This is a genomic window from Azonexus sp. (genome assembly GCF_041909095.1).
Lineage (GTDB): Bacteria > Pseudomonadota > Gammaproteobacteria > Burkholderiales > Rhodocyclaceae > Azonexus.
The window spans coordinates 35,631-57,619 of record NZ_JAYREB010000007.1 but is presented as its reverse complement, the minus strand read 5'-3'; the positions used below and the strand labels follow the sequence as shown (position 1 = coordinate 57,619).

The 21,989-nt window shown below is 63.9% G+C and carries 20 protein-coding genes; 15 read left to right on the top strand and 5 right to left on the bottom strand.

The features are described from left to right. The first annotated feature begins 40 nt into the window (after positions 1-40). The 12 genes from ACE3OV_RS13425 (at position 41) to ACE3OV_RS13370 (ending at position 13,626) form a co-directional block, all read left to right on the top strand. Positions 41-3,550, top strand: a complete 3,510-nt coding sequence (locus ACE3OV_RS13425) for a hypothetical protein (RefSeq protein WP_374327780.1) — start codon at positions 41-43, stop codon at positions 3,548-3,550. Positions 3,551-3,572: 22 nt separating this feature from the next. After that, positions 3,573-4,697, top strand: a complete 1,125-nt coding sequence (locus ACE3OV_RS13420; protein WP_374327779.1) for a tetratricopeptide repeat protein — start codon at positions 3,573-3,575, stop codon at positions 4,695-4,697. Next, a complete protein-coding gene (locus tag ACE3OV_RS13415) occupies positions 4,694-7,876 on the top strand; it encodes a hypothetical protein (protein WP_374327778.1) in 3,183 nt (1,060 codons plus the stop codon). The genes ACE3OV_RS13420 and ACE3OV_RS13415 overlap by 4 nt, the downstream gene beginning before the upstream one ends. 87 nt (positions 7,877-7,963) lie before the next feature. Then, complete coding sequence (locus ACE3OV_RS13410) at positions 7,964-8,455, top strand: hypothetical protein (protein ID WP_374327777.1); 492 nt, start codon at positions 7,964-7,966, stop codon at positions 8,453-8,455. A 220-nt stretch (positions 8,456-8,675) separates the two neighbouring features. Beyond that, positions 8,676-9,170 carry a Dps family protein gene (locus ACE3OV_RS13405; protein WP_374327776.1) on the top strand — a complete coding sequence of 165 codons (495 nt, stop codon included), beginning with the start codon at positions 8,676-8,678 and terminating at the stop codon, positions 9,168-9,170. An 88-nt stretch (positions 9,171-9,258) separates the two neighbouring features. Beyond that, entirely contained in the window at positions 9,259-9,744 is a 486-nt protein-coding gene (locus ACE3OV_RS13400; protein ID WP_374327775.1) for an acyl-CoA thioesterase, read from the top strand. A gap of 65 nt (positions 9,745-9,809) precedes the next feature. After that, complete coding sequence (locus tag ACE3OV_RS13395; protein WP_374327774.1) at positions 9,810-10,346, top strand: GbsR/MarR family transcriptional regulator; 537 nt, start codon at positions 9,810-9,812, stop codon at positions 10,344-10,346. 89 nt (positions 10,347-10,435) lie between these two features. Continuing rightward, positions 10,436-10,810 carry a hypothetical protein gene (locus ACE3OV_RS13390; protein ID WP_374327772.1) on the top strand — a complete coding sequence of 125 codons (375 nt, stop codon included), beginning with the start codon at positions 10,436-10,438 and terminating at the stop codon, positions 10,808-10,810. Further along, positions 10,798-12,039: an SDR family oxidoreductase gene (locus ACE3OV_RS13385; RefSeq protein ID WP_374327771.1), complete on the top strand. Its 1,242-nt coding sequence runs from the start codon at positions 10,798-10,800 to the stop codon at positions 12,037-12,039. The genes ACE3OV_RS13390 and ACE3OV_RS13385 overlap by 13 nt, the downstream gene beginning before the upstream one ends. Next, positions 12,036-12,506, top strand: a complete 471-nt coding sequence (locus ACE3OV_RS13380) for a DUF2269 family protein (protein ID WP_374327769.1) — start codon at positions 12,036-12,038, stop codon at positions 12,504-12,506. The genes ACE3OV_RS13385 and ACE3OV_RS13380 overlap by 4 nt, the downstream gene beginning before the upstream one ends. Before the next feature lie 30 nt (positions 12,507-12,536). After that, on the top strand, positions 12,537-12,980 hold the full coding sequence (locus tag ACE3OV_RS13375; RefSeq protein ID WP_374327768.1) for a putative toxin-antitoxin system toxin component, PIN family: 444 nt from the start codon (positions 12,537-12,539) through the stop codon (positions 12,978-12,980). A 7-nt stretch (positions 12,981-12,987) separates the two neighbouring features. Further along, entirely contained in the window at positions 12,988-13,626 is a 639-nt protein-coding gene (locus ACE3OV_RS13370) for a YceH family protein (protein WP_374327766.1), read from the top strand. 59 nt (positions 13,627-13,685) lie between these two features. Here ACE3OV_RS13370 and ACE3OV_RS13365 read toward each other — a convergent pair whose 3' ends face one another. From ACE3OV_RS13365 to ACE3OV_RS13345, 5 genes are all read right to left on the bottom strand, one after another. After that, a complete protein-coding gene (locus tag ACE3OV_RS13365; RefSeq protein WP_374327765.1) occupies positions 13,686-14,747 on the bottom strand; it encodes a hypothetical protein in 1,062 nt (353 codons plus the stop codon). A gap of 111 nt (positions 14,748-14,858) precedes the next feature. Further along, the gene (locus ACE3OV_RS13360; protein WP_374327764.1) at positions 14,859-15,890 is read right to left on the bottom strand and encodes a bifunctional nicotinamide-nucleotide adenylyltransferase/Nudix hydroxylase; all 1,032 of its coding nucleotides are present in this window, start codon (positions 15,888-15,890) and stop codon (positions 14,859-14,861) included. 10 nt (positions 15,891-15,900) lie between these two features. Next, positions 15,901-17,607, bottom strand: a complete 1,707-nt coding sequence (locus tag ACE3OV_RS13355; RefSeq protein WP_374327763.1) for an NAD+ synthase — start codon at positions 17,605-17,607, stop codon at positions 15,901-15,903. Beyond that, complete coding sequence (gene pncB / locus ACE3OV_RS13350; protein WP_374327761.1) at positions 17,604-18,821, bottom strand: nicotinate phosphoribosyltransferase; 1,218 nt, start codon at positions 18,819-18,821, stop codon at positions 17,604-17,606. Before pncB ends, ACE3OV_RS13355 begins: the two co-directional genes overlap by 4 nt. Positions 18,822-18,912: 91 nt before the next feature. Continuing rightward, positions 18,913-19,773 carry a cysteine hydrolase gene (locus ACE3OV_RS13345; protein ID WP_374327760.1) on the bottom strand — a complete coding sequence of 287 codons (861 nt, stop codon included), beginning with the start codon at positions 19,771-19,773 and terminating at the stop codon, positions 18,913-18,915. 296 nt (positions 19,774-20,069) lie between these two features. Between ACE3OV_RS13345 and ACE3OV_RS13340 the strand changes: the two genes are divergently transcribed. The 3 genes from ACE3OV_RS13340 to ACE3OV_RS13330 are packed head-to-tail and all read left to right on the top strand — an operon-like array spanning position 20,070 to position 21,976. Beyond that, positions 20,070-20,465 carry an antitoxin Xre/MbcA/ParS toxin-binding domain-containing protein gene (locus ACE3OV_RS13340; RefSeq protein ID WP_374327759.1) on the top strand — a complete coding sequence of 132 codons (396 nt, stop codon included), beginning with the start codon at positions 20,070-20,072 and terminating at the stop codon, positions 20,463-20,465. A 12-nt stretch (positions 20,466-20,477) separates the two neighbouring features. Next, positions 20,478-21,194, top strand: coding sequence for an RES family NAD+ phosphorylase (locus tag ACE3OV_RS13335; protein ID WP_374327758.1), 717 nt, complete (start codon positions 20,478-20,480; stop codon positions 21,192-21,194). 35 nt (positions 21,195-21,229) lie between these two features. Beyond that, the gene (locus ACE3OV_RS13330) at positions 21,230-21,976 is read left to right on the top strand and encodes a cyclopropane-fatty-acyl-phospholipid synthase family protein (RefSeq protein WP_374327756.1); all 747 of its coding nucleotides are present in this window, start codon (positions 21,230-21,232) and stop codon (positions 21,974-21,976) included. Positions 21,977-21,989: the final 13 nt, after the last annotated feature.

Here is a 21,989-nt window from a genome sequence, read left to right as displayed (position 1 = left end):
GAAATCTGACAGAGCTTCGTTTAATGGCTCGGAGACCGTGATGAGTCGCTTCATTCTCAGCCACCTGAAAGGCGTTGCGTTAGCGCTTGGGCTGGCGTTGGGCGTGTTTTCAGCCACTCCCTCTGGCGCAGCAACCGCTGAAGACATCGCCGAGGATTTCGACAATTACTTTGTCCCCGTCTTCCCCACGGTCTATGGAGAAATCATCAACACCCTGCCGCCCGAGGAAGTCACCAACGTCAGCGCCGTACTGCGTGGTCTGGAGATATTCGGCTACCTCAAATCGATGGGCGATATCGCCAATGCCATCGACTCCGGCGACAACGCGGAAGCGGCGATCGAAACGGCATCAACGCTGGCGAAAATGATCGTTTCCTATGGTCAGGCACAGGGAGCAACCGGTTTTGCCGTCATGGGCAGTTCCGTCGGCATGCTACCGGTAACCGCGTTGATCACCGCAATCGATCTGGCCCGCAGTTCACGCAAGGCCGTCAACGCCAGCAAGACTGCTCTCGATCTTGAAGCGCTGTATGGATCGGTCGAGCACGACCGGGAGATCCGGGACAGCAATCGCAAACTGGGCGAAGGGGACCCGATCAAGGTAACGCCGGCCTCAATCGAACGCCTCTGGCGGCGGGTGATTTTCGAGGCAAACTGGGGCGAACTGTTCAAGACCTACGTGACATCGGAACTGGGGCAGCCCTGGCCGGAACCTTCCTTGTGGGATCGTCTTTCGATTCCGGCGGAGGTGCGCAGGGAGGCCTTACTTTTCGAAGAAGAAAAGAGATTGAAGAGCCATATTTCCACCTTGTTGCTGGAGCTCAACAAAGTGGCGAAGAAACGGGAAGCGGAAGTCGTTCTCGCCAAGATGATGCGGGAAATGGCCGCCCAGGCGCTCAAGATCGACCCAAATCAGTTCCGTGATGCTCTGACGCGTTACCGGGAAGCCATGTCCCGCCTGCCCGAGATTCAGAAATATGCTATAGAACTCCCTGAAAAGGTGAAGAAATACCAGGAGCGTTTCAGCGAAGCGACCACCTTGACGCTGGCCGATCACAGGAAGAAATACGGCAAGGAACCGTCCGTCGCACTGACGGAACTGCGCCTCGAAATCCTTCAGGAGAGCCAGGACATCATCCAGCATGCCCAGACTTTGCGGCTAATTCCTCCCAACGACAAGAAAGGAGGTGGCGAACGTAAACGTCTTCTCACCTTGTTCAAGGAAAACTATCTCAAACTCTGGCCGATACGCGACAGCATTTCGAACCGCGTGGTCAATGCCAGACTACTCGCTGAAACCCAGGCGATGACAGAGGCGCAGACCGAATTCACCTTTACCCGTCACGCCCCAGAAAAGGGATTCGCGGAATACGCGAAAGACTTCATCGAACCGGTGCGGCAAGGTGAGCCGGGCGCCGAGGAGAAGCTTGGCAAGGCCCAATCGGCCCTGACTGCCGACCAGGAAAAGATGGAAGCGCAGTATCAGGAAGATTTCCAGGCCAATCAGCTCATCCTGAAAGAAAAAACCGATCAGCTCGCAAATCAGCTCAAGAGTCTTGAAGATCAATACTCGCGAACCAGCGATCCCCAGCAGCGAAGCGCCCTCCTCAATGCGATCGAGCAGGTGCGCAAACAACAACGTGAGCTTCAGCAGCGCTGGGAAAAATATACGGCGATACACCAACTCAACGTGAAGATCGACAACGAGCATTTCGCCGAAGTGAAGCGGGAGTTTCTGCAGTTCCTCGAAGCCAACCGGAACCGCTATGCGACGGTCTGGGAGGCAATCACCACCCACTATCGTGATGCTTCGGGAAAGTACGACGATTTCTCAAGGATGCGCCTGAATAATGCAAGGCATCCGGAATCCTTCCTTAGCGAAGAAGAACTGGCTCGCCTGAGAAAAGTCATCGACGACACCCCCGGTGGCTACATCGGCATTCCCGAAAGTTTTCTGGCCCAGCACATGCCAAAGACGCTCGATGATCAGGCGCGCTCGATGCTGATCATGCGGACGGTGGATGCCATGCAGAAGGAAATCCTCCGCCAGATGGGACTGATCAACCAGCACCGCATGGAGCATTATGCGGATTGGGACGTCTATACCCTACCCAGCCTGAAATACATGACTTCACGAGAAGCCGCCGCCGAAATCAAGAATGTGAGCGATGCCATCGCTACTGCCTTGAAGTTTATCGCCAGCATCGACCCATCGGACATCCAACGCTCAAGTCAGGCGACTCTCAAATCAATGATCGAGGGCCTGGAATCGCGCAAGCAATCCGTGGACGGATTCGGCAGACACATCACCCTTGCTTCAGGAATCGCAAGCCAGTTTGAAACCTATCTCTCTCGCGCCAGGAAAAACAACGACATGATCGCTGACGACAGCCGTTTCCTGTCGTCCCTCTACAGCGAGTTCCAGCCAGCGGCAAGTCAGTTGAGCATGACGGTCGGGATGTTTGTCGCCAGCAATCGGAACTACCTGGCACTGGCCGGCTCGGGCAGCCCGGTAATGCCGGAAATCCTGCCCGGCAGCCAGATCGTCGACATCCTTCGCTACCGGGACATCCTGCGCTACAGTGCCGAAGCCGAACTCGGGCTGGAGCAACTGGTCGAAGATCCCTTCGCTGAATTACCGGTTACCGGTGGCATGGTATCGCTGACCGCGGCCTACCTGGGCGCACTCGAAAACAGGATCAGGGCATTACCCACTTCCTCCTACGCCGCATATCAGCCAGAAATGCAAAAGCTGCTGGACGAAAATCAAGCCAACCGTACCCTCTTCCAGTTTGCCCGGATCGACGCGTTCCAGGCCAAGTTTGCGTTTGACGGACAGTTGTCTGGCGCGATGAAGCGACTGGCGAAAGCGATTGCCGATATCCTTGAGGAAGTCAATCGCAACCAGGCTGCCCGAGATCGGGAAGCTGATCGCTACGCTGCCATCCTGAGCAAGCTGAATGCTGCCATCGAGATGGCCCGGAGTGCACTCGCCGCCAAGGACTGGGCGACCGCCGCCGGTCTTCAGACATTCAGCGATCTGACACGCGAAAGCTACATGCAACTTGGCCAGCGGAGCAGCGATGTCGATAGCGCTTTTGGGCAACTGCAAAAAATGATCGACGAAGGCAAATTGAAACTGGGAATGGCTGCGCCCCCGTCCGGTTCGGTTGCAGTCGGCGAAACACAGGTACGAGAGCTCTACCAGAGCTTCGTCGACGCCTACGGCCGCGGCGACATCCGGGGCATCCTCGGCCTGCTCGCCAGCGACTGGCACGGCGGCGACGGCGCCGACGCGCGCGACGTCGAGGACACCCTGATCAACTCGTTCAAGGTCTTCGACCGCATCCAGTACCGGATCAGCGGCTTCTCGGTCCAGCCGATCGGTGACGACCAGGCCCAGGTCAGCTACTCGGTGAAGATCATTGGCGACAACAGCCGGCAGCGACTGCATCACGAGGAAGAATCGCAGATCGTCGAAGTCGTCGGCCTGGTCGACGGCAAACCGCGCATCCTGCGTACCCTGAGCGGCAGCCAGTGGCTGCGCTGAACTTCGATTCGGGAGAACGGACATGGACCAGCCTCGCGCAAGCTTCTACCGGCGCCAGCTTGCCGCCGCCGTCCTGGCGCTCCTCCTCGCCCTCCCGGCCGGCGCCCAGCAGCCACCGGAAAAACGTCCGGAAGAACCGCGTCCGGCGGCGCCAACCGCCGAGCAGCTATTCCGCGATGCGGCCAAGCTGATCGGCGAAAAACAGACCAGCCGCGCCATCGATGCCCTGCAACGGGGTCTCAGGCTGGCCCCGGACAACATGCCGGCCCGCCTGCAACTGGCCGACCTGCTGCTCGCCGGCGGACGGGGCAGCGAAGCGGCGACCCTGCTGCGTTCCGCCACGCCGGCCGATGCTGCGCTCGACGAGCGCCTGTTGAAGGCACTGCAGGCCTCCGCCTCGCCACTTGAACTGGCGATCGCCGCCGAAGCCGCCGTTGGCCGCCACCCGGGGCATCCGGTGCTGCTGGGCATGGCGGTCGACGCCCTGCTCGCGGTCGGCGCCCATGAACGGGCCAGCGGCTACTGGCAGAAACTGCCGCCAGCCGAACGCGAACGCCCCGCCGCCCTCTGGCAACTGGGCCGCCTACATGAAGCCGCCGACCGACCGGCCGCCGCCTGGGCCGCCCACAGCCGGGCGGCGGCCGGCGAACCGCGTGCCCGCGCCGCCCTGCAAAAGCTCGCCGAACGCCAGCTGCTGCTCGATGGCTGGCGCTACTTTCCGCCGCCCGGCTGGATCATCCTGCTGCCTGACAGCGGCCTGCTGATCGAACGCGACAGCGGCGTCCAGGCACGCATCACCCGGCAGCGCGCCAGCACACCGGCCCAGGCCGCCGCCGCCAGCCTCGCCCCGCGCCTGCCGATTGCCGCTGAACGATTGAGCGCGCTGCTCCAGCGCCCCGGCGAAGCCACCGAAGGTCCGCTGCAACTGACGGTCAGTGACTGCCTGGCGACGACCGCTGCAATCTGTGTCCACACCGGCCCGGCCAAGGACTTCGCCGGCATGCTGCCTGCTCTCCATCTGGCAGCTCTCCCACTCGGCAGCGATGTCTTGCTGGTCAGCGTGGACAACGCGGCACCGCCGGCAGCCCTCGCCGCATTGCGCCAACTCGCACACGCCGAGCGACTGCATCAGGGAGACGGCAAATGAGGACGGCAGCAAAACGCCGCTGTGGCAACTTCCTGGCACTGCTCTTCGCCACCCTGCTCAGCCTCTCCCTCGCCCCGGCAGAAGCGCGCGACTACAGCGAGATTTACCGCGAGATCGAGTCTGCCCGCAAGAACATCGAGGCTGCGGAAAAATCCGTCGAAGCGGCGGAATCGAAAGTGCGGCAGGCCCAGAGCGCCATCGAAAACGCCGAACATTTCGAAGGCCCGCACTGGGGCGCGCTCGAACAGTCGGTCCGGGAATGGGAGGCGGTACTGAACCAGGCAGCGACCACCATCGACAGCAATGCCAAGACCATCCTCCGGCTCGACCCCGGCGCCCAGGTCCATCTGCGGGAAACCGAGTATTTCGGCATCGGCATGCGCTCCCTGCGCGACCAGCTACGCGACATCCAGAAAAACCTCAAAGCCGCCATCCAGCGCGCCGAGGAATCCCGGCAGCGGCAATCGAAGATCAAGCTGGGCGCGCTCGACGACATCAAGGACGGGGTCGTCGATCTGACGCTCAACACTGCCGCCGACGTGCTGGGCATTCCGACCAGCGTCGACGATGCCGCTGGCGCGATCATCCTGAAGTCGGTCGAGATCGCCGGCTACTGGTTCGCCAAACCGCTCGACCTGGCCAACTCGGGGGTCAAGTTCGTGGTCAACTTCTACTACCTGGCCGACGAGACCAAGAGCGGCATGCGCATCATCCGGACCGCCAACGAGGTCGACGCTTTTGCCCAGGAGTTCATCAACCGGACCCGGGCCGACATCGCTTCCGCCCAGCAGGGCATCGACATCGTCGAGCGCCTTTGGCAGCAAGCCAGCGACGCACGCAGCAAGTTCAACCAGACACAGAGCAGCTGGCGCAAGTTTTCCGAAGAGTCGAGCAAGACGCTGCGTAACGAAAGCGTTCAGAAATTCGACCAGGAACTCGAAAAGCCGGTACAGAAGCAGTACACCGGCACCTACTGGCCGGCCCCACCAACGCCGCCGATCGAGCCCTCGGAGTTTGAATCCGAGGCGGAAAGCGTCCTGCGCGAATTGCGTTCGGCGGCACTCGCCGCCATCGACGGCGGCTCACCGCTCGCCTACCTGGAGATCAAGCACGACCACGAGCGGCGCCTGGGCAACCAGGTCGACGCCGCCCAGGCCAAGCACGAAGGAACGCTCAACGTCCTCGGACGGGCGTCCGAAATTTACTGGAACACCATGCGTGCCGCCAGCGAGCAGTACAGCAGCTGCATCAGCAGTTGCCGCGGCCTGCGCGGCGACGAAGGCTCCCGCTGCTGGAACAGCTGCAGTAGCAGCTATTCTTCCACCGAAAACCAGGCGCGCGCGACAGTCGTTCCGCCCGCCACCGCCGCCTCGCTGGCGCAGCGCGAAGTGCAGCGGCTGAACCTGATCCGCTACTACATCCGGGATCGCCGCGAAGCGCTCGATCAGATGATTCGCGATGCCGCCGATGCAACGCGCGCCCGCTACCAGTTGTCCTGGAGCGAACACCTGCAGCGTTACGAAACCGCGCTCGGCGAACTGGGGCCCAAAATCGCCCTGATTCCGCCGCCGCACACCCTCGACTACCTGCGCAACCAGCCGCAGTGGGTCAAATGGGACATCGAAATCTGGCTGCGCGACGACCCGGCCGGCGCCCGCGACCGTATTGTCAGCACGGCCAAGCGCATCCGCGACATTGGCCAGGAAGCCAAGGAAGGCCTGACCGGCTACAAGGCCCTGCTGCCGGAAGTCTCGCAGGCCAGCCAGACGGCGCAGAACGAACTGAACTCGATGATTGACCGCTTCACACCACTGCTGCGCTTTTATCAGGATTCGGAAGACTATACCCAGGCATCGATCGACGAATACGGCACCTGGTACAAGAAAATGGTCAAAGACAAGTTCACCTTCAGCGAACCCGACTATCTGAACGCCGCCGCCAGCTTCCCGTTTGAAGCGACCGCGCTCGAAGTCGAAGCCTACCTGCCGGCCCTGGAGGACTTGATCGGCCGCCTCGACCTCTTCAAGTTCCGCCTCTCCAACATGAACGCGGCGCTCGACAAGGCCAGCCGCAAGCTGACCGGGCAATCGCTTTACACTCCGCGCGAATCGCTCGGCAGCCTGATTCCGAAGGAATTCGCCAGTGGCCCGTGGATCGGTTTTTCCAGCAGCCTGAAGGCCGTTACCGACCGCAACCACCGCTTCGTCGTCCCGGCCCTCGACTACCTGCTGCCAAGGCAACGTCTGTTGTCCTTCCAGGCAGCCTTCCTGAACCACGTCCAGGCGGTGATGGGGAACTACCTCAACGTCAGCACGCACGGCGGCTTCGTCCATGTCGAGCAACGGGCCTATGAGGAAATCCGGCAGACCTGGGAAAGCCTGAAACCCCTGTACGCCATGCACGAGCAGATCGCCGCCCCGCTGCGCGCAAAACTCGCGGACGAAATGGCGCTGTTCCCGGACGAGACCAATCTGCACAAAGCCTACGCCGCGCTGCCCGCAAAGGCGCAAGGCATCATGCAGGGGCGCTATTTTGCCTACCGCAGCGAATCGTCCTGGCTGCGCGATTACCTGGCACGCCAGCAAAACGAACTGCAGAGCATCGCCGACCCACTGAGCAACAACGTGATGGCGGCACTGGAAAAGGCGATCGAGGGTTATCCGGCGGCCAAGGCTGAAGCGGAAAGGCGCGAAGCCGAAGCCCGTGCCAGGTACGAAAAGCAGATGGAGGAAGAGCGCAAACGCCAGGAGGCCGAAGAGAAGGCGCGCCAGCAGCGTGAAGCACAGGCCCGCCAGGCGGAACAGGATCTACTCGGCGGCGTGCACACGCTCTACCAGAACTTCGTCGATGCCTATGGCCGCGGCGACATCCGCGCCATCCTCGGCCTGCTCGCCAGCGACTGGCAGGGTGGCGACGGTGCCGACACGCGTGACGTCGAAGACACGCTGATCAACTCGTTCAAGGTGTTCGACCGCATCCAGTACCGGATCAGCGGCTTCAGCGTCCAGCCGGCCGGCAACAACAAGCTCAACGTCAGCTACAGCGTCCGCATCATCGGTGACAACAGCCGCCAGCGCCTGCACCACGAGGAAAGCTCGCAGATCGTCGAGGAAGTCGGTCTGGTCGACGGCAAGGTACGCATCCTGCGCACCCTGAGCGGCAGTCAGTGGCTGCGCTGAGGGCATCAGCTCCAGGCAGCGCGCTTGAGCATAATCGGCAAAAATCCAATATGCTGATGCATTGACTGATCGGCAAAGGAAAGCACCATGACTGACGAGAAACTGGAAAACCGCAGCACCGCGCAAGCCCCCCTTCCCCTGCCGGCAGCGGGACGACGCCGGCAATTCCTGCTGGCGGCCGCTGCCATCGCCATCGGCGGCTGTGTAAACGTCCGCCCCGGACGCCCTGATCCCCTGCGCGACGAAGTCGACGACCTGGTCAGGGGCCTGGAAGACGGTTTGCGCCGCGGCGGCTGGACTTCCGTCGCGCGCTACTTTTCTGACGACCCGCACGGCACGCTGGCCGACATCCGCGATCGTATCGACGACCGGCGGCGGCGGGAATTTGCCGTGGACTGGTCGCTGCGCGTCGGCCGCGTCCTCTCCCAGGAGCGACGCGTCAGCGTTTCGCTGCGCTGGTCGCATCGCTGGAATGACCTCAAGGGGAAGCCGCAGAAACGCGAGGGCGAATCCGAACTGCTGCTGCGCCGCGAACGTGGCGAACTGCGCATCGTCGACATTCGCGGCAACATGCTGTGAAAACGCCGTAAACCCCGCCCGATAGGCCAACACCAGCCGCTGCATAGTCTCGATTGATTGGCCGGTCCAAGCCGATTGCGTTATATTAGGTCACGACGCAAGCTCCTGCCGCCAGCGCAGGAGCCGCCCGGAAACGGCCCGCCGAGGTAAGCCAGCGCCGCTGCCGGTCAGGTCGCGCAAGATGCGCCCAACCCGCTGTTTTCACGAAGGAGAACCGTCCATGGCAAACAAGAAAGTCAAATCCCCGAGCCTCGACATCGGCATTTCCGAGGCCGACCGCAAGAAGATCGTTGAAGGCCTCTCCGGCCTGCTTGCCGACAGCTACACGCTGTACCTGATGACGCACAACTTCCACTGGAACGTCAAAGGCCCGCAGTTCAACAGCCTGCACAACATGTTCATGGACCAGTACACCGAGCAGTGGAACGCGCTTGACCTGATCGCCGAGCGCATCCGCGCGCTGGGTTTCCCGGCCCCGGGTACCTACAAGGAATTCGTCAAGCTCGCCTCGATCAAGGAAGTTGAAGGCGTGCCGGCAGCCACCGACATGATCCGCCACCTGGTCGCCGCCCAGGAAGCCACTGCCCGCACCGCGCGCAAGCTGTTCCCGGTGGTGGCCGAAGCCGACGATCAGCCGACCGCCGACCTGCTGACCCAGCGCCTGGAAGTCCATGAAAAGACCGCCTGGATGCTGCGCAGCCTGCTTGAAGACTAAACGGTTTTTGCCGGATTCGTCCGGTCGACCGCAGCAAGGGCAGGATTTTCATCCTGCCCTTTTCTTTCCCGCTTGCGAAAACCACACCATGCACCTTCCCCAGCACCAACTCGCCATGACCGTCCTGATGACCCCGGACATGGCCAACTTCTCCGGCAACGTTCACGGCGGCACCATCCTCAAGCTGCTCGACCAGGTCGCTTACGCCTGCGCCGCGCGCTACGCCAGCGAATACGTCGTCACGCTGTCGGTCGATCAGGTGATGTTCCGCCAGGCGATCCATGTCGGCGAACTGGTCACCTTTCTCGCCTCGGTCAATTACACCGGCAACACCTCGATGGAAATCGGCATCAAGGTGCTCACCGAGGACATCCGCGCCAAGATCATCCGCCACGCCAACTCCTGCTTCTTCACGATGGTCGCCGTCGACGCCGACGGCAAACCGACGCCAATCCCGCCGCTGACGCCGAGCACGCCGGAAGAAGTCCGCCGCTACCAGGCAGCGCAGGTGCGGCGCGAGCTGCGCAAGGAGTTCGAGGAACGCATGCGGGCGCTGACGCCAAAGGCCGGCTGAACGACACAGCAGCCATCTGAAATTTCTGTGTTGACAGAAATTTCAGACACAACTACATTGCAGCCATGGAACTCAAACCGATCTCCGAAAGATTCATCCTCCACTGGGGCGAAATGGGCTCGCGCTGGGGCGTGAACCGCAGCGTCGCGCAGATTCACGCCTTGCTCTACCTCGCCGGTCGACCGCTGGAAGCCGAGGAAATCGCCAACACGCTGGGCGTCGCCCGCTCCAACGTCAGCACCAGCATCAAGGAACTGCTGTCCTGGAAACTGGTCCGCATCGTCCATCTGAAGGGCGACCGGCGCGACCATTTCGAGACCTCGACCGATGTCTGGGAACTCTTCCGACTGATCGTCGAAGGCCGCCGCCAGCGCGAGATTGATCCGACGATCGACGTGTTGAAGGGTTTTCTCGACAACCCCGACCTCGCCGCCGAGGACGAAGGCGCGCAACAGCGCATCCGCGAGACGCTGGAGTTCATCCAGATCCTCACCACCTGGTCCGACGAAATGCTGCGCCTGAAGCCGGAAACGCTGATGAAAATGCTCGGCATCGGCGCCAAGCTGAGCCAGACCCTCCGCAAGAGTAATTCCAGCGAATAAAGCGTTTCCACCAGGCATGGGCCAATCCGGCCCATTTTTTTGAAACTTTAATTTCTGTTTTTACAGAAATAATCGTAACGGAGAAAACCATGGATGCGACACTGATCTTCCTGCTGCAACTCGCCATCGCCCTGCTCGCCGGCGGTCTCGCCGCCTACTACCTGAAAGCCGCGCTCACCGGCATCCTGCTCGATCTCTGCGGCACCGCCGGACGCGCCGATTTCTGGTGGCGAACGAGTGCGATTCTTTTGCTCGGCCTGCCACTGCTGCTCGTCCTTTTTTTCGGCGACACCGGCGACGATCTGGCCGCCGCCCTGCGCCACGCCGGCCGTCTCAGCCTGGTCGGCGTGCTTGTCGCCGTCGGTCTGCTCTCCCGGCGCATCTGGAAGCACATCCCGACGCCAGCCGCCTTGCCGCAACGCCAGGCCGGCAACGGCCAGGAAGCGACGCCATGCGCATCCTGATCGCCGGCGCCAGCGGCTTCATCGGCAGCGCGCTGGGCCGGGCGCTGAGCGCCGCCGGCCATCAGGTGCTGCGCGGCGTGCGCCGGCCGCAGGCTGCCGACGAGGTCGCCATCGACTTCAGCCACCCCGATCCCGCCGCCTGGCAGCAGGCCTTGCGCGGCTGCGACGCCGCGATCAACGCCGTCGGCATCCTGCGCGAACAGGGCGAGCAGACTTTTTCGGCCCTGCACACGCGTGGCCCGCAGGCTTTCTTCCGCGCCTGCGCTGCGGCCGGCGTGCGCCGCGTCGTGCAAGTTTCGGCGCAGGGCGCGGATAGCGGCGACGCCCCCTTCCTCGCCAGCAAGCGCGCCGCCGACGATTTCCTGCGCGGCCTGCCGCTGGAATGGCAGATCGTTCGTCCGGCGCTGGTCCATGGCGAAGCCGGTGCCTCGGCCCGCCTCTTCCGCGTGCTCGCCAGCCTGCCGCTGACGCCGCTGCCGCTGGGCGGCCGCCAACATGTGCACAGCATCCACATCGACGACCTGTGCGCTGAAGTTCTCCGCCTGCTCGACCCGGCAACACCGGCCGGTCAGTGCCTTGAGTTGCGCGGCGGTAAAGCCCTCAGCCTGCGCGAGCTGATCGCCACCTACCGCCGCAGCATGGGCTTTGCACCAGCCCCGGTGCTACCGCTGCCGGGCTGGCTGATGAACTTCGCCGCCCGCGTCGGCGAACACCTGCCCGGCGGCCTGCTCGACACGCAGAGCTGGAAAATGCTGCAAAGCGCCGGTGCCTACGTCGGCACGCCCTACCCAGCCGACGCCTGCCATCCGGCCCAATTCATCACGCCCGGCGAAGCCCCCGCCCTGCGCCAGCAAGCCCTCGCCGGCTGGCGCGCGCTGCTGCTGCGCCTGGCGCTCGCTGCCGTCTGGCTGATCACCGCCTGGGTCAGCCTGTTCGCCTGGCCGATTGCCGACAGCCTGGCGCTGCTCGCCCGCACCGGCCTCACCGGTACACCCGCGCTGGCCGCGCTGATTGGCGCCGCATTGCTCGACGCAGTGCTTGGTCTGGCCACGCTGTTCGCCCCCGGCCGCCGCCTGTGGCTGGCGCAGATGGCCTTGATCGCCGGCTATTCGGCGGTGATCGCCGTCTGCCTGCCGGAATTCCTGATCCACCCCTACGGCCCGCTCAGCAAGAACCTGCCGATCCTGGCCGTGCTCATCCTGTTATTTGCCGAGGAGGAAAGACCATGACCACCTACTTCGTCTTGAAGGCCCTGCACATCCTGTCGTCCGTGCTGCTCGTCGGCACTGGCTTCGGTTCGGCCTTCTACCTGTTCTTCACCAACCGCCGGGGCCCGGTCGCCGCCGTCGCCACCACCGCCCGCCTGGTGGTTCGCGCCGACTGGTGGTTCACCACGCCAACCGTTATCTTCCAGCCGATTTCCGGCCTCTGGCTCGCCCACCTCGGCGGCTATGCATGGACGACGCCGTGGATCGTCGTCACGCTGGTGCTCTACGTCATCGCCGGCCTGTGCTGGCTGCCGGTGGTCTGGCTGCAACTGCGCATGGCCGCCATGGCCGAAGCCGCTGCAGCCGCCAACGAGGCGCTGCCGCCGCGCTACTGGCGCTACGCCCGCCTCTGGGAGCGGCTGGGCTACCCGGCCTTCGTCGCCATGCTCGCCATTTTCTTCCTGATGGTGCTCAAGCCCACGCTGTAGGCACCCGCGCTGCCCGTTTATAATCCGCCCATGCTGCGCTTCGTCCTCGACACCAACGTCGTCCTCGATCTCTACCACTGGGCCAATGTCGAGGCGGTGCCGATCATGGCCGCGCTGGAGGCCGGGCAGATCGAATGCCTGGCCGACGAACGCACGCTCGACGAACTGCAGCGCGTGCTGACCTACCCGCAACTCAAGCTGACGCCGGAAATGATCGCCGAGCGCTACGCCCGCTACCGCGCGCTGGTGCGCGTCATCGACTGCGGCGAAGCGCCGCCGCTGCCGCGCTGCAAGGACCGCGACGACCAGAAGTTCCTCGAACTCGCCGCCCGCGCCGGCGCCGACATCCTGGTCAGCAAGGACAAGGCGCTGCTCAAACTGAGCGGCCGCACCAAGCTGGCTTTCCGCATCGTCAAGCCGGCGGCCGCCTGCGCGCTGCTGCCGCCCATTCCCGACTCTCCCGCCCACGGCTGAAGCGAACATGACCGATACCCTGCCCCACCTCTCGCTGAACGAAACCCGCGTCCTCGGCACGCTGGTCGAAAAGCAGCGCACCGTGCCCGACACCTACCCGCTGTCGCTCAACGCGCTGGCCGCCGGCTGCAACCAGAAGACCAGCCGCCAGCCGGTGCTCGAACTCGGCGAAGCGGAAATCCTGCAAGCGCTTGACGGTCTCAAGGACGCCGGACTGGCGGTCGAAGTCAGCGGCAGCCGCGTCGTCCGCTTCGAGCATCGGCTGGAAAAGGTGCTCGGCGTGCCAAGCCAGGCTTCGGCGCTGCTCACCGTATTGATGTTGCGCGGCCCGCAGACCGCCGGCGAACTGCGCCTGAATTGCGAACGCCTGCACCGCTTCGCCGACATTTCCTCGGTCGAAGCCTTCCTCGAAGAACTCGCCGGCAAGGCGCTGGTCGTCGAACTGCCACGCCTGCCCGGCTCGCGCGAAAATCGCTGGAGCCACCTGCTGAGCGGCCAGCCGGCCGTGGAAGCCACCACCGCAAGTGGTACGCGCGCCGGCAATCAGGAAATCGACGAACTGAAAAACCGCGTCAGCGCACTGGAAAGCGAAGTCGGCGAACTGCGCGCCCAGCTTGCCGAACTGCGCGCCGAACTGGGCGGCTGAACATCAGCCCCTCCGGTTGAAAGCTACTCGCCGGCAGCGGGCAACGGGTGGTTGCGGACTTAATCGACGCAGCTCGCCACCAGAGGCTCCCAACGCCCGTACAGCCGGGGATCGAGCTCGCGACAGATCTCGTCGAGACGCGGATTGGCATTCAGGTAGGCGGCGATGAGCCGGTCACCGACGTTGCCACTGAACAACGAGCGGGCGCCGGCGTCCGGATTCAATTCGCGGTCGAAATCCGCCAGGGTCCGACAGGCATCGAGCGCCGGCAGTATCCGCGCCTGCAGGTTCTCGCCCAGATGCTGCAACACCGGCTCGATCTCCGCCGGGCGAACCACCTGGTAATGCTTGTTGAGCTTGCTGAAAAAAGGCGCTTCGCCCTCGATCCAGTCGCTGGGGTGCATGATCAGCGTGTGCATGTGGCTGAAATCCTCCAGCGCCCGGCCGGGATAACAGGCGCCGACTCGCCGTTCGGTAATCGCATGCAGCCTCGCCGTGACGGTCACGGTGACTTCCGCACACAACGGCCAGCGGTCGGCGGGCGACCAGATGTACAGTTCATGCCAGCCTTCGGCAAAGCTGCGCCGGAAAGTCAGGCTGCTCTTCCTGCCCTTGAAGCCGCGCGCCACCAGCAGCGGCTTCAGAAACTCGAACATCCTCACCGACACCTCGCGCGCCCTCGGTGCCTCATCGGCAGCATCGTCATGGGTCACCGGCGCCCGGCCCGGCAGGCACAAAATCCGGCCGCCCGGCAGATGAACCTCGCCCGCCTGCTCGTCCAGCACGCCCAGACCCAGCGCGTTGGCCTTCTGCATCAGAAAGGGGCGCGCTGCGTCGAGCATGCCGACATTCAGCCCCAGGTTCCACACCGCCGCTTCGGTTTTGCCGTCAATCGGCCAGTCGCTCCAGGCGATCGCCGCGAGATCAGGCTCGTCGTCGCAGGGCAAGATGCCCGGCGTCGGAAAACGCTGCGTCAGTTGCCGAGCCAGTTGCACGAATTTCGGATTGCCGCCCGGCACTTCTCCCGCTTCCAGTTCGCCGAGCAGCCGGCTGGCCGCATCGACGCTCTCGGGTAAGGCAGGACCGCTGGCGGCGTCCCAGATTTTCACGACATAGCTCATGCACTGGCTCCTGGTCAAAACGACGGCAGGAAGCGTGAAGCGCTGCCGGCCGCAGATTACATCGGCATGAATTCTACCGGACCCCGCTCCAGTCACCGGCAGCGCCGTTTTTCAGGCTTGCAGGTCGAGCTTCAGGAAATGATCGAGGATCATGAAATGGTCCTCGAATAACTCGCCTTCCATCGCCGCCAGTTCGCCGACCGGCACCCATTTCGCCGCCGCCGCGTCGTCGGCGCCGGCCACCTCGGGTAGCCGGCTGTCGCCGAGGTCGAACCAGTGGGCGTGGGTGATGGTGCGGCCGCGCTGGCTGCGGTCGGGGTGGTCGAAGACTGCCGTGCCGCGCAGCAGGCCTTCCAGCGTCGCCGGCAAGAGCGCGAAGCCGGTTTCTTCCTGCAGTTCGCGCATCGCCCCCTGCAGGACCCGCTCGCGCGGCTCCAGGAAGCCGCCGGGCAACGCCCACTGGCCCTTGCCGGGCGGCTGGCCGCGTTCGATCAGCAGCACATGGCCGGCGGCGGTGACCACCGCGTCGACGGTGATGAACGGCCCGGTGCCCCAGGTTTTCTTGCCGGCTTCGACGCGCGCGTGTTCCTCGCGCAGGCCGGCGACAAACGGCAGGTTCAGCCAGCCCAGCAGGTAATGGACGACGGCGGCCGGCGCCTGGCCGGCGAGCAGCGCCTGCATCGCGGCGCGCTCCTCGCCCTCGAACAGGATGCGGCGCAGGCTGGTGGCGTTGATCTCGCCGTAGGCCGGCGCCGGCAGCAGCGTCCAGCCGGGGAAGCCGTGCAGGTATTCGCTGGTCGCGTCCTTGGCGTGGCCGATCAGCGCGATGCGCGCGCCCGGCGCTGCCTGCGTCTGCACCGCGGCCAGCGCCGCCGCCCGCCAGCGGCGCTCGTCGTAGTAGTCGCGCAGCGGCAGGAAGGTCACGCGCGCTTTCGTCGCCTCGTCCAGCGTCAGCGCGATCATGCTCGCCCGTTCTTCCCAGCTGAACGGGTTCTTGGCGCTGCGCGCGGCATGCGCCGAACCGAGCAGGACGATGACCTTTTCCGCACAGCCCAGCGCCTGCGCCAGCAGCGCCGCGTGGCCGTTGTGGAAGGGCTGGAAGCGGCCGATGACGACGGCGATGTCGAATTGTTCTTTGTTCATGCTCGGCTCCTCAATCGTATTTGGCGGCAATCGGCATCTGCCGCCCGCTGCCGAAGGCGCGGCCGCGCAGGCGCAGGATGGGCGGGGCCTGGCGGCGCTTGTACTCGTTGCGGGCAATCAGGCGGCGGACGCGGGCGATCAATGCCGTGCCGTCGGGGCCGGCGGCGAGCGTGGCGTAGTCGGCCTGTACGGCGGCACGCTCGGCGGCGCCCAGGCGTTCGCCCTCGATCAGCACCTTGAGTATGGTGTCGAGCACCGGGTAAGGCGGCAGGCTGTCGCTGTCGCGCTGGTCGGGCGCCAGTTCGGCCGACGGTTCCTTGGCGATGATCGCCAGCGGGATCAGCTCGCGCCCGGCGGCGGCGTTGAGGTGGCGGCACAGCTCGAAGACCTCGGTCTTGTAGAGGTCGCCGATCAGCCCCAGGCCGCCGTTGGTGTCGCCGTAGAGCGTGCAGTAGCCGACCGAAATCTCGCTCTTGTTGCCGGTGGTCAGCAGCAGGTGGCCGTAGCGGTTGGAGTAAGCCATGAGCACGGTGCCGCGCACGCGCGCCTGCAGGTTCTCCAGCGCCAGGCCGTGCAGCGGCTCGCCGAAGGCGGCGGCGAAATCGGCCTCGTACTGGCCGACCAGCGCCTTGATCGGGTGCGTGTACAACTTGATGCCGAGGTTTTGGCACAGCGTCACCGAGTCATCGACGCTGCCGCTGCTGGAAAAGCGCGACGGCAGCGTCACCGCGACGACGTTCTCCGGCCCCAGCGCCTCGGCGGCGAGCGCCAGGGTCAGCGCCGAGTCGATGCCGCCGGAGGAACCGACCACCACCTGCCGGAAGCCGCAGCGGCGGGCGTAGTCGCGCAGGCCGAGGACGATCTGCCGGCGATAAAACGCCATCACCGGCAACCCGGCCGCCGCCACCGGCGGCAGCGGCGCGCCGTCACCGGCGCGGAAAGCGGCGCCGTCCCATTGCAGCGTAACCTGCGCCTCGACGAAACGCTGCGCCTCGAAGACCACGCCCGCCTCCGGCGTCACCGCGAAGGACGCGCCGTCGTAGACCAACTGGTCGTGGCCGCCGATCTGGTTCACATACACCAGCGGCAGCTTGTGGCGGCGGCTGGCGGCGGCGAACAGCGCGTGCCGCTGCTCGCGCTTACCGATGTTGGACGGGCTGGCGTTGATCGATACGACCAGCTCCGGCGCCGCGTCGGCGAGGCGGCGGAAGGGATTGACCGCGTAATCGGCGCCGTCGTCGTTCCAGCCGTCCTCGCAGATCAAAAAGCCGACCTGGCCGCCGCCGACGCGGAGCACGCGGGCGACATCCGGCCCCGGCGCGAAGTGGCGCGATTCGTCGAAGACGTTGTAGGTCGGCAGCAACTGCTTGGCGTAGCTCAGCACCACCGCGCCGTCGCGCAGCACCAGCAGGCTGTTGTGCAGGCGCTTGCCCGGCCCCTCGCGCCGGGTCGGCGCGCCGACCACCCAGCACAGGCCGGGCGCGGCGCGGCTGGCGGCGACGAGTTGTTCAAGGCCGGCATCGACGCGGGCGAGGAAATCCGCTTCATCCAGCAGGTCGCCCGGCCAGTAGCCGGTCAGCGACAGCTCCGGAAAAATCACCATGCTGGCGCCGTCGACCGCAGCATTTTGCGCGGCGGCAGTCATCAGGGCGACATTGCCGGCGATGTCGCCGACCGTCGGGTTGATCTGGGCCAGTGACAGACGCAGCGCGCTCATGATGCACCGTCCTTTCTTCCGAACACCTGGCGCAGGTAGGCCAGGAAGGTCTGGTCGTCGCACAGGGTCTTGCCCGGCGAATCGGAGAGCTTGGCCACCGGCTGGCCGTTGCAGGCGACGATCTTCATGACCACGTTGAGCGCGGCAAAGGGCGTGTCGTTGGACAGGTTGGTGCCGATGCCGTAGGAGGTCATGACGCGGCCGCGATAGCGCCGGAACAGGTCGATGGCGCGCGGCAAATCGAGGCCGTCGGAGAAGACCAGGCGCTTGCGACGCGGGTCGATGTTGAGCTTGCGGTAGTGGGCCAGCGCCTTTTCCGCCCACTCGACCGGATCGCCGGAATCGTGGCGCAGACCGTCGAAGAGCTTGGCAAAGTAGAGGTCGAAGTCGCCGAGGAAGGCGTCCATGCCGACCACGTCGGTCAGCGCCACGCCGAGGTCGCCGCGGAACTCCTGCACCCAGCCTTCGAGCGCCGCCTTCTGGAAGTCGCGCAGGCGGAAGCCGAAGGACTGGTAGGCCTGCAGGTATTCGTGCGCCATGGTGCCGATCGGGGTCAGGCCCATTTCCTTGGCGAAGAGCACGTTCGAGGTGCCGCGGAAATTGACCGGCAGCTCGGCCGCCAGCGTGCGCACCACTTCCGCGTGCCAGGCGCCGGAATAGCGCCGACGCAGGCCGAAATCGAAGAACACGAAAGGCTCGTCGGCCGAACACAGCTCATCACTCAGGCCGCGGATGAAGTCGATCTTCTCGCGCAGGCGCTGGCGCGCCACCGTCAGCAGGTTTTCATCCACCGGCAGGCGGCGGAAGTACAGCTCGTTGACGATGTAAAGCACGAAAATCTCGAAGGCCATCACATGCACTAGCGGCCCGCGCGCGACGATCTCCAGCTTGTCGCCATTGACTCGGGTTTCGATGAAGCGGCGCTGGAAGCGGAAGACGGTGAGGAAATCGACGAAATCGCTCTTGATGAAACGCAGGCTGCGCAAATAGGCCAGCTCGTCGTCGGCGAAAGTCAGCGAACAGAGCCGGTCCAGCTCCGCATCCACCGCCGGCTTCAGTTCGGCCAGCGGGAACAGCGGCGTGTTGCGGCAGACGAAGGCGTACTCGGCCTGGGCGCCGGGATGACTGTGCAGCAGTGCCTGCCACATGGTGAACTTGTAGAGGTCGTTCTCCAGCAGGCTGCGGACGACGGGTTGCTGTGCCATGGTGCTCATCTTCCTTCTCCTTGTTCCTGCCGTTGCCAGCGGCCGCAGGCGCTGCTTTCAGCAAAATCCTGCGGTCAACCGCAAAAACGGCACAAATTTTTCAGCAGTTCGCCAACAACTCCGGCAACACCGCCTGCGCCGTACTCAGGCGCAAACCCCGCTGCCGCATGTCGTCAAGAAACTCGGCGTACTGCGCTTCAAACCCGCCCACCGCGCTCATGCAGTCGGTGAGCAGCACCAGCCGCCCGAGTTCGCCGGCCGCCCAGTTTTCGACCACGTGTTCGACGGTCGCCCGCACGCAGTGGCTGCCCGCCTCGCCGGTGAACAACACCAGATCGGCCGCCGCCAGGCTGGCCAGGAAACCGGCGTTCAACTGGGTATCGGCATCGTCGGCATCCGGCACCTCGGCCTGGATCGCGCTGAAGTGCTCGGTCCACGGATTGCTGCCCTTGAACACCTTGGTCACCACGGCGGCGTTCGCCTCTTCCCAGTCGTTGTAGGCGGCGCGCACGGCGGCATGGACGCTGTGGCCCCAGGTGCCGATCTCGCAGTGCACCGGCCAGACCATGTGCACATAGCGCCCGGCCGCCTCCAGCGCCTCCAGATAAGCCAGCACGCGCGGCAACACCTCAGCCCGACGCGGCAGAAAACGCCCGGCACGCACATCGGCCGCGCGAATCTGCGTAAACGCCCCGACCGCACTGCCATCGCCCTGCCGCCAGAAGGTCGGATGCGCGATATCGACGCGCTGGTGGGCGTCGAGCGTCAGCGAAATGTCGCTCAAACCGGCACCGCCGGCCCGGATCAACTCCGCCACCCGCAACAAATCCGCATCCGCCCCCGCCACCGGCAAAGCCGGCGCCTGCTGCACGCCGCCAATGACCGGGCAATCGGCCGCCGGCAGATCGCAGAAATCGTTCTGCGGATCGATGATGACCAGATGAATACGCTGCTTCGCCATGATCTTTCTCCTTGGGGTACAAGCGCTGGAACGTGCGCTTGAGTGCACTGTAGAACACTTAGTTTAAGTTTGCAACTAATTACCAATAATTGAGGCATGAGCTCGATGCGATGCCAATCCCCGTGGAAGTTGAGATCAAAGAACCATAGCGAATGTGCATCCTCCGCCGATGCCATGAATTTCTATCGTGAGGCGATAGTGCATGAGCCGTTTTGTTTTCAAAGAAACTAAATTTGTTTCTTTGAAAACTTACGTTATAGTGAACTCACTGCCCAACCCTAGACAAGGAGCGAACCATGGGAGCCGTAGCAGAACGCGAGGTGACCGCGTCACAAGACCGTGGCGCCCTGGCCAAAATGGTCATGACTCTGCTCGACCACTGGAAGTTGAGCACCGAGGACCAGGCCGCACTACTGGGCATCGCCACCAGCAACAGGGCGGCATTGTCCAACTACCGCAGCGGCAAACCGATTGGCACCAGCCGTGACCAGTACGAGCGCGTGGGCCACTTGCTGGGTATCCATAAAAACCTGAGGCTTCTTTTCCCGCAAAACAGGGACTTGGCCTACCGCTGGATGACCACCCGGAACAAGGCGTTCGACAACTTGACCCCCGTAGATGTGGTCAAGGAATGGGGGTTTGCTGGCCTACTGATGGTGCGCGGATATTTGGACCGCGCGCGGGGCGTTTGAGCTGAAGCAGGAATGAATTCTCTGTTTGCCCAACTCGCGCTGGCCGACATCCACATGGATATCGCTCGAAACATCGTATCTCTGCTGCAATCACAAGACTTGTTTGATGATCTCACCGATGATCCCGCCGAGTGGTTACTGGCGCAGAAGGTGGAAGATGAAATCAAGCCGCCGCCATACCGCTCGCACACGCCGATCATCAATCGCCCATTTGAGGATGCCGAATGGTTCAATGCCATCAGTTGGCCATTCAAGCATTGGCAGGCCAGCCGGTTTTCTGATGGTACTTACGGCGTTTGGTACGGATCAGAATCGGTCGAAACGACGGTTTATGAGTCTGCCTACCATTGGTATCGGGGCTTGTTGAGCGATGCCGGGTTCGAACGGATGGAGGTGGTCGCCGAGCGCAAGGTCTACTCAGTGGCTTGCAATGCGGCGCTGCTGGATTTCCGAAAAGCAGCCGACGATCATCCTGACCTCTTGCATCCGTCGGACTACGCGTTTTGCCAGTCTGTTGGGTCGAGGATTCACCGCGAGGGGCATCCCGGTCTTTTTACGCAATCCGTTCGCAGGCCCACCGGGGAAAATGTGGCGATTTTCAACGCCGACGTTCTCTCTAACCCCAGGCACAACTACCAACTGACCTACCGGCTAGAGGACGATCAGATCGTGGTGGAGAAGCAGCCCGGGGTGGCGTGGGTCAAATTGGATGCAGCCAATTTTTCATAGAAGGACCCAAAGGGTCCAATCCGCGAGTATTCCCCATGGACATCCCCCGCATCTTCAACATCACCGAAAGCGCCCACCGCATTCACAACCCGATCACCCCGGACAAGCTCGCCACGCTCGGCGCCGCCTTGCGGCTGGAGGCCGGGGCGCGGGTGCTTGATCTGGGTAGTGGTTCGGGCGAAATGCTGTGCACCTGGGCGCGCGATCATGGCGTCGTCGGCACCGGCGTCGATCTCAGTCAGTTGTTCACCGAGCAGGCCAAGCGCCGGGCGGTTGAGCTTGGCGTCGCCGACCGCGTCCGCTTCATCCATGGCGACGCGGCCGGTTTTGTCGCCGAGGCGCCGGTCGATGTCGCTGCCTGCGTCGGCGCCACCTGGATCGGTGGCGGCGTCGCCGGCACGCTGGAGTTGCTGGGCCGTAGCCTGCGGCCGGGCGGCCTTTTCCTGATCGGCGAGCCCTACTGGCGGCAGTTGCCGCCGACGGAGGCGGTGGCTCAGGGTTGCCTGGCGCATGCGGTGGCCGACTTTCTGACCCTGCCGCAACTGCTCGCGTCCTTCGGCGAGTTGGGTTACGACGTGGTCGAAATGGTGCTGGCCGATCAGGACGGCTGGGATCGCTACGAGGCAGCCAAGTGGCTGACCATGCACCGCTGGCTGACGGCCAATCCGGACGATGAAATGGCCGGCGAGGTGCGCGCCCAGCTGACCAGCGAACCCGTGCGCTACGCCACCTACACCCGCGAATACCTGGGCTGGGGCGTATTTGCGCTGATGCAGCGCTAAGCGGGATCAATTA

Coding starts and splice junctions, on each gene's coding strand:
- ACE3OV_RS13425 (WP_374327780.1), top strand. CDS start 41: ATGAGTCGCTTCATTCTCAGCCACCTGAAAGGCGTTGCGTTAGCGCTT.
- ACE3OV_RS13420 (WP_374327779.1), top strand. CDS start 3,573: ATGGACCAGCCTCGCGCAAGCTTCTACCGGCGCCAGCTTGCCGCCGCC.
- ACE3OV_RS13415 (WP_374327778.1), top strand. CDS start 4,694: ATGAGGACGGCAGCAAAACGCCGCTGTGGCAACTTCCTGGCACTGCTC.
- ACE3OV_RS13410 (WP_374327777.1), top strand. CDS start 7,964: ATGACTGACGAGAAACTGGAAAACCGCAGCACCGCGCAAGCCCCCCTT.
- ACE3OV_RS13405 (WP_374327776.1), top strand. CDS start 8,676: ATGGCAAACAAGAAAGTCAAATCCCCGAGCCTCGACATCGGCATTTCC.
- ACE3OV_RS13400 (WP_374327775.1), top strand. CDS start 9,259: ATGCACCTTCCCCAGCACCAACTCGCCATGACCGTCCTGATGACCCCG.
- ACE3OV_RS13395 (WP_374327774.1), top strand. CDS start 9,810: ATGGAACTCAAACCGATCTCCGAAAGATTCATCCTCCACTGGGGCGAA.
- ACE3OV_RS13390 (WP_374327772.1), top strand. CDS start 10,436: ATGGATGCGACACTGATCTTCCTGCTGCAACTCGCCATCGCCCTGCTC.
- ACE3OV_RS13385 (WP_374327771.1), top strand. CDS start 10,798: ATGCGCATCCTGATCGCCGGCGCCAGCGGCTTCATCGGCAGCGCGCTG.
- ACE3OV_RS13380 (WP_374327769.1), top strand. CDS start 12,036: ATGACCACCTACTTCGTCTTGAAGGCCCTGCACATCCTGTCGTCCGTG.
- ACE3OV_RS13375 (WP_374327768.1), top strand. CDS start 12,537: ATGCTGCGCTTCGTCCTCGACACCAACGTCGTCCTCGATCTCTACCAC.
- ACE3OV_RS13370 (WP_374327766.1), top strand. CDS start 12,988: ATGACCGATACCCTGCCCCACCTCTCGCTGAACGAAACCCGCGTCCTC.
- ACE3OV_RS13365 (WP_374327765.1), bottom strand. CDS start 14,747: ATGAGCTATGTCGTGAAAATCTGGGACGCCGCCAGCGGTCCTGCCTTA.
- ACE3OV_RS13360 (WP_374327764.1), bottom strand. CDS start 15,890: ATGAACAAAGAACAATTCGACATCGCCGTCGTCATCGGCCGCTTCCAG.
- ACE3OV_RS13355 (WP_374327763.1), bottom strand. CDS start 17,607: ATGAGCGCGCTGCGTCTGTCACTGGCCCAGATCAACCCGACGGTCGGC.
- pncB (WP_374327761.1), bottom strand. CDS start 18,821: ATGAGCACCATGGCACAGCAACCCGTCGTCCGCAGCCTGCTGGAGAAC.
- ACE3OV_RS13345 (WP_374327760.1), bottom strand. CDS start 19,773: ATGGCGAAGCAGCGTATTCATCTGGTCATCATCGATCCGCAGAACGAT.
- ACE3OV_RS13340 (WP_374327759.1), top strand. CDS start 20,070: ATGGGAGCCGTAGCAGAACGCGAGGTGACCGCGTCACAAGACCGTGGC.
- ACE3OV_RS13335 (WP_374327758.1), top strand. CDS start 20,478: ATGAATTCTCTGTTTGCCCAACTCGCGCTGGCCGACATCCACATGGAT.
- ACE3OV_RS13330 (WP_374327756.1), top strand. CDS start 21,230: ATGGACATCCCCCGCATCTTCAACATCACCGAAAGCGCCCACCGCATT.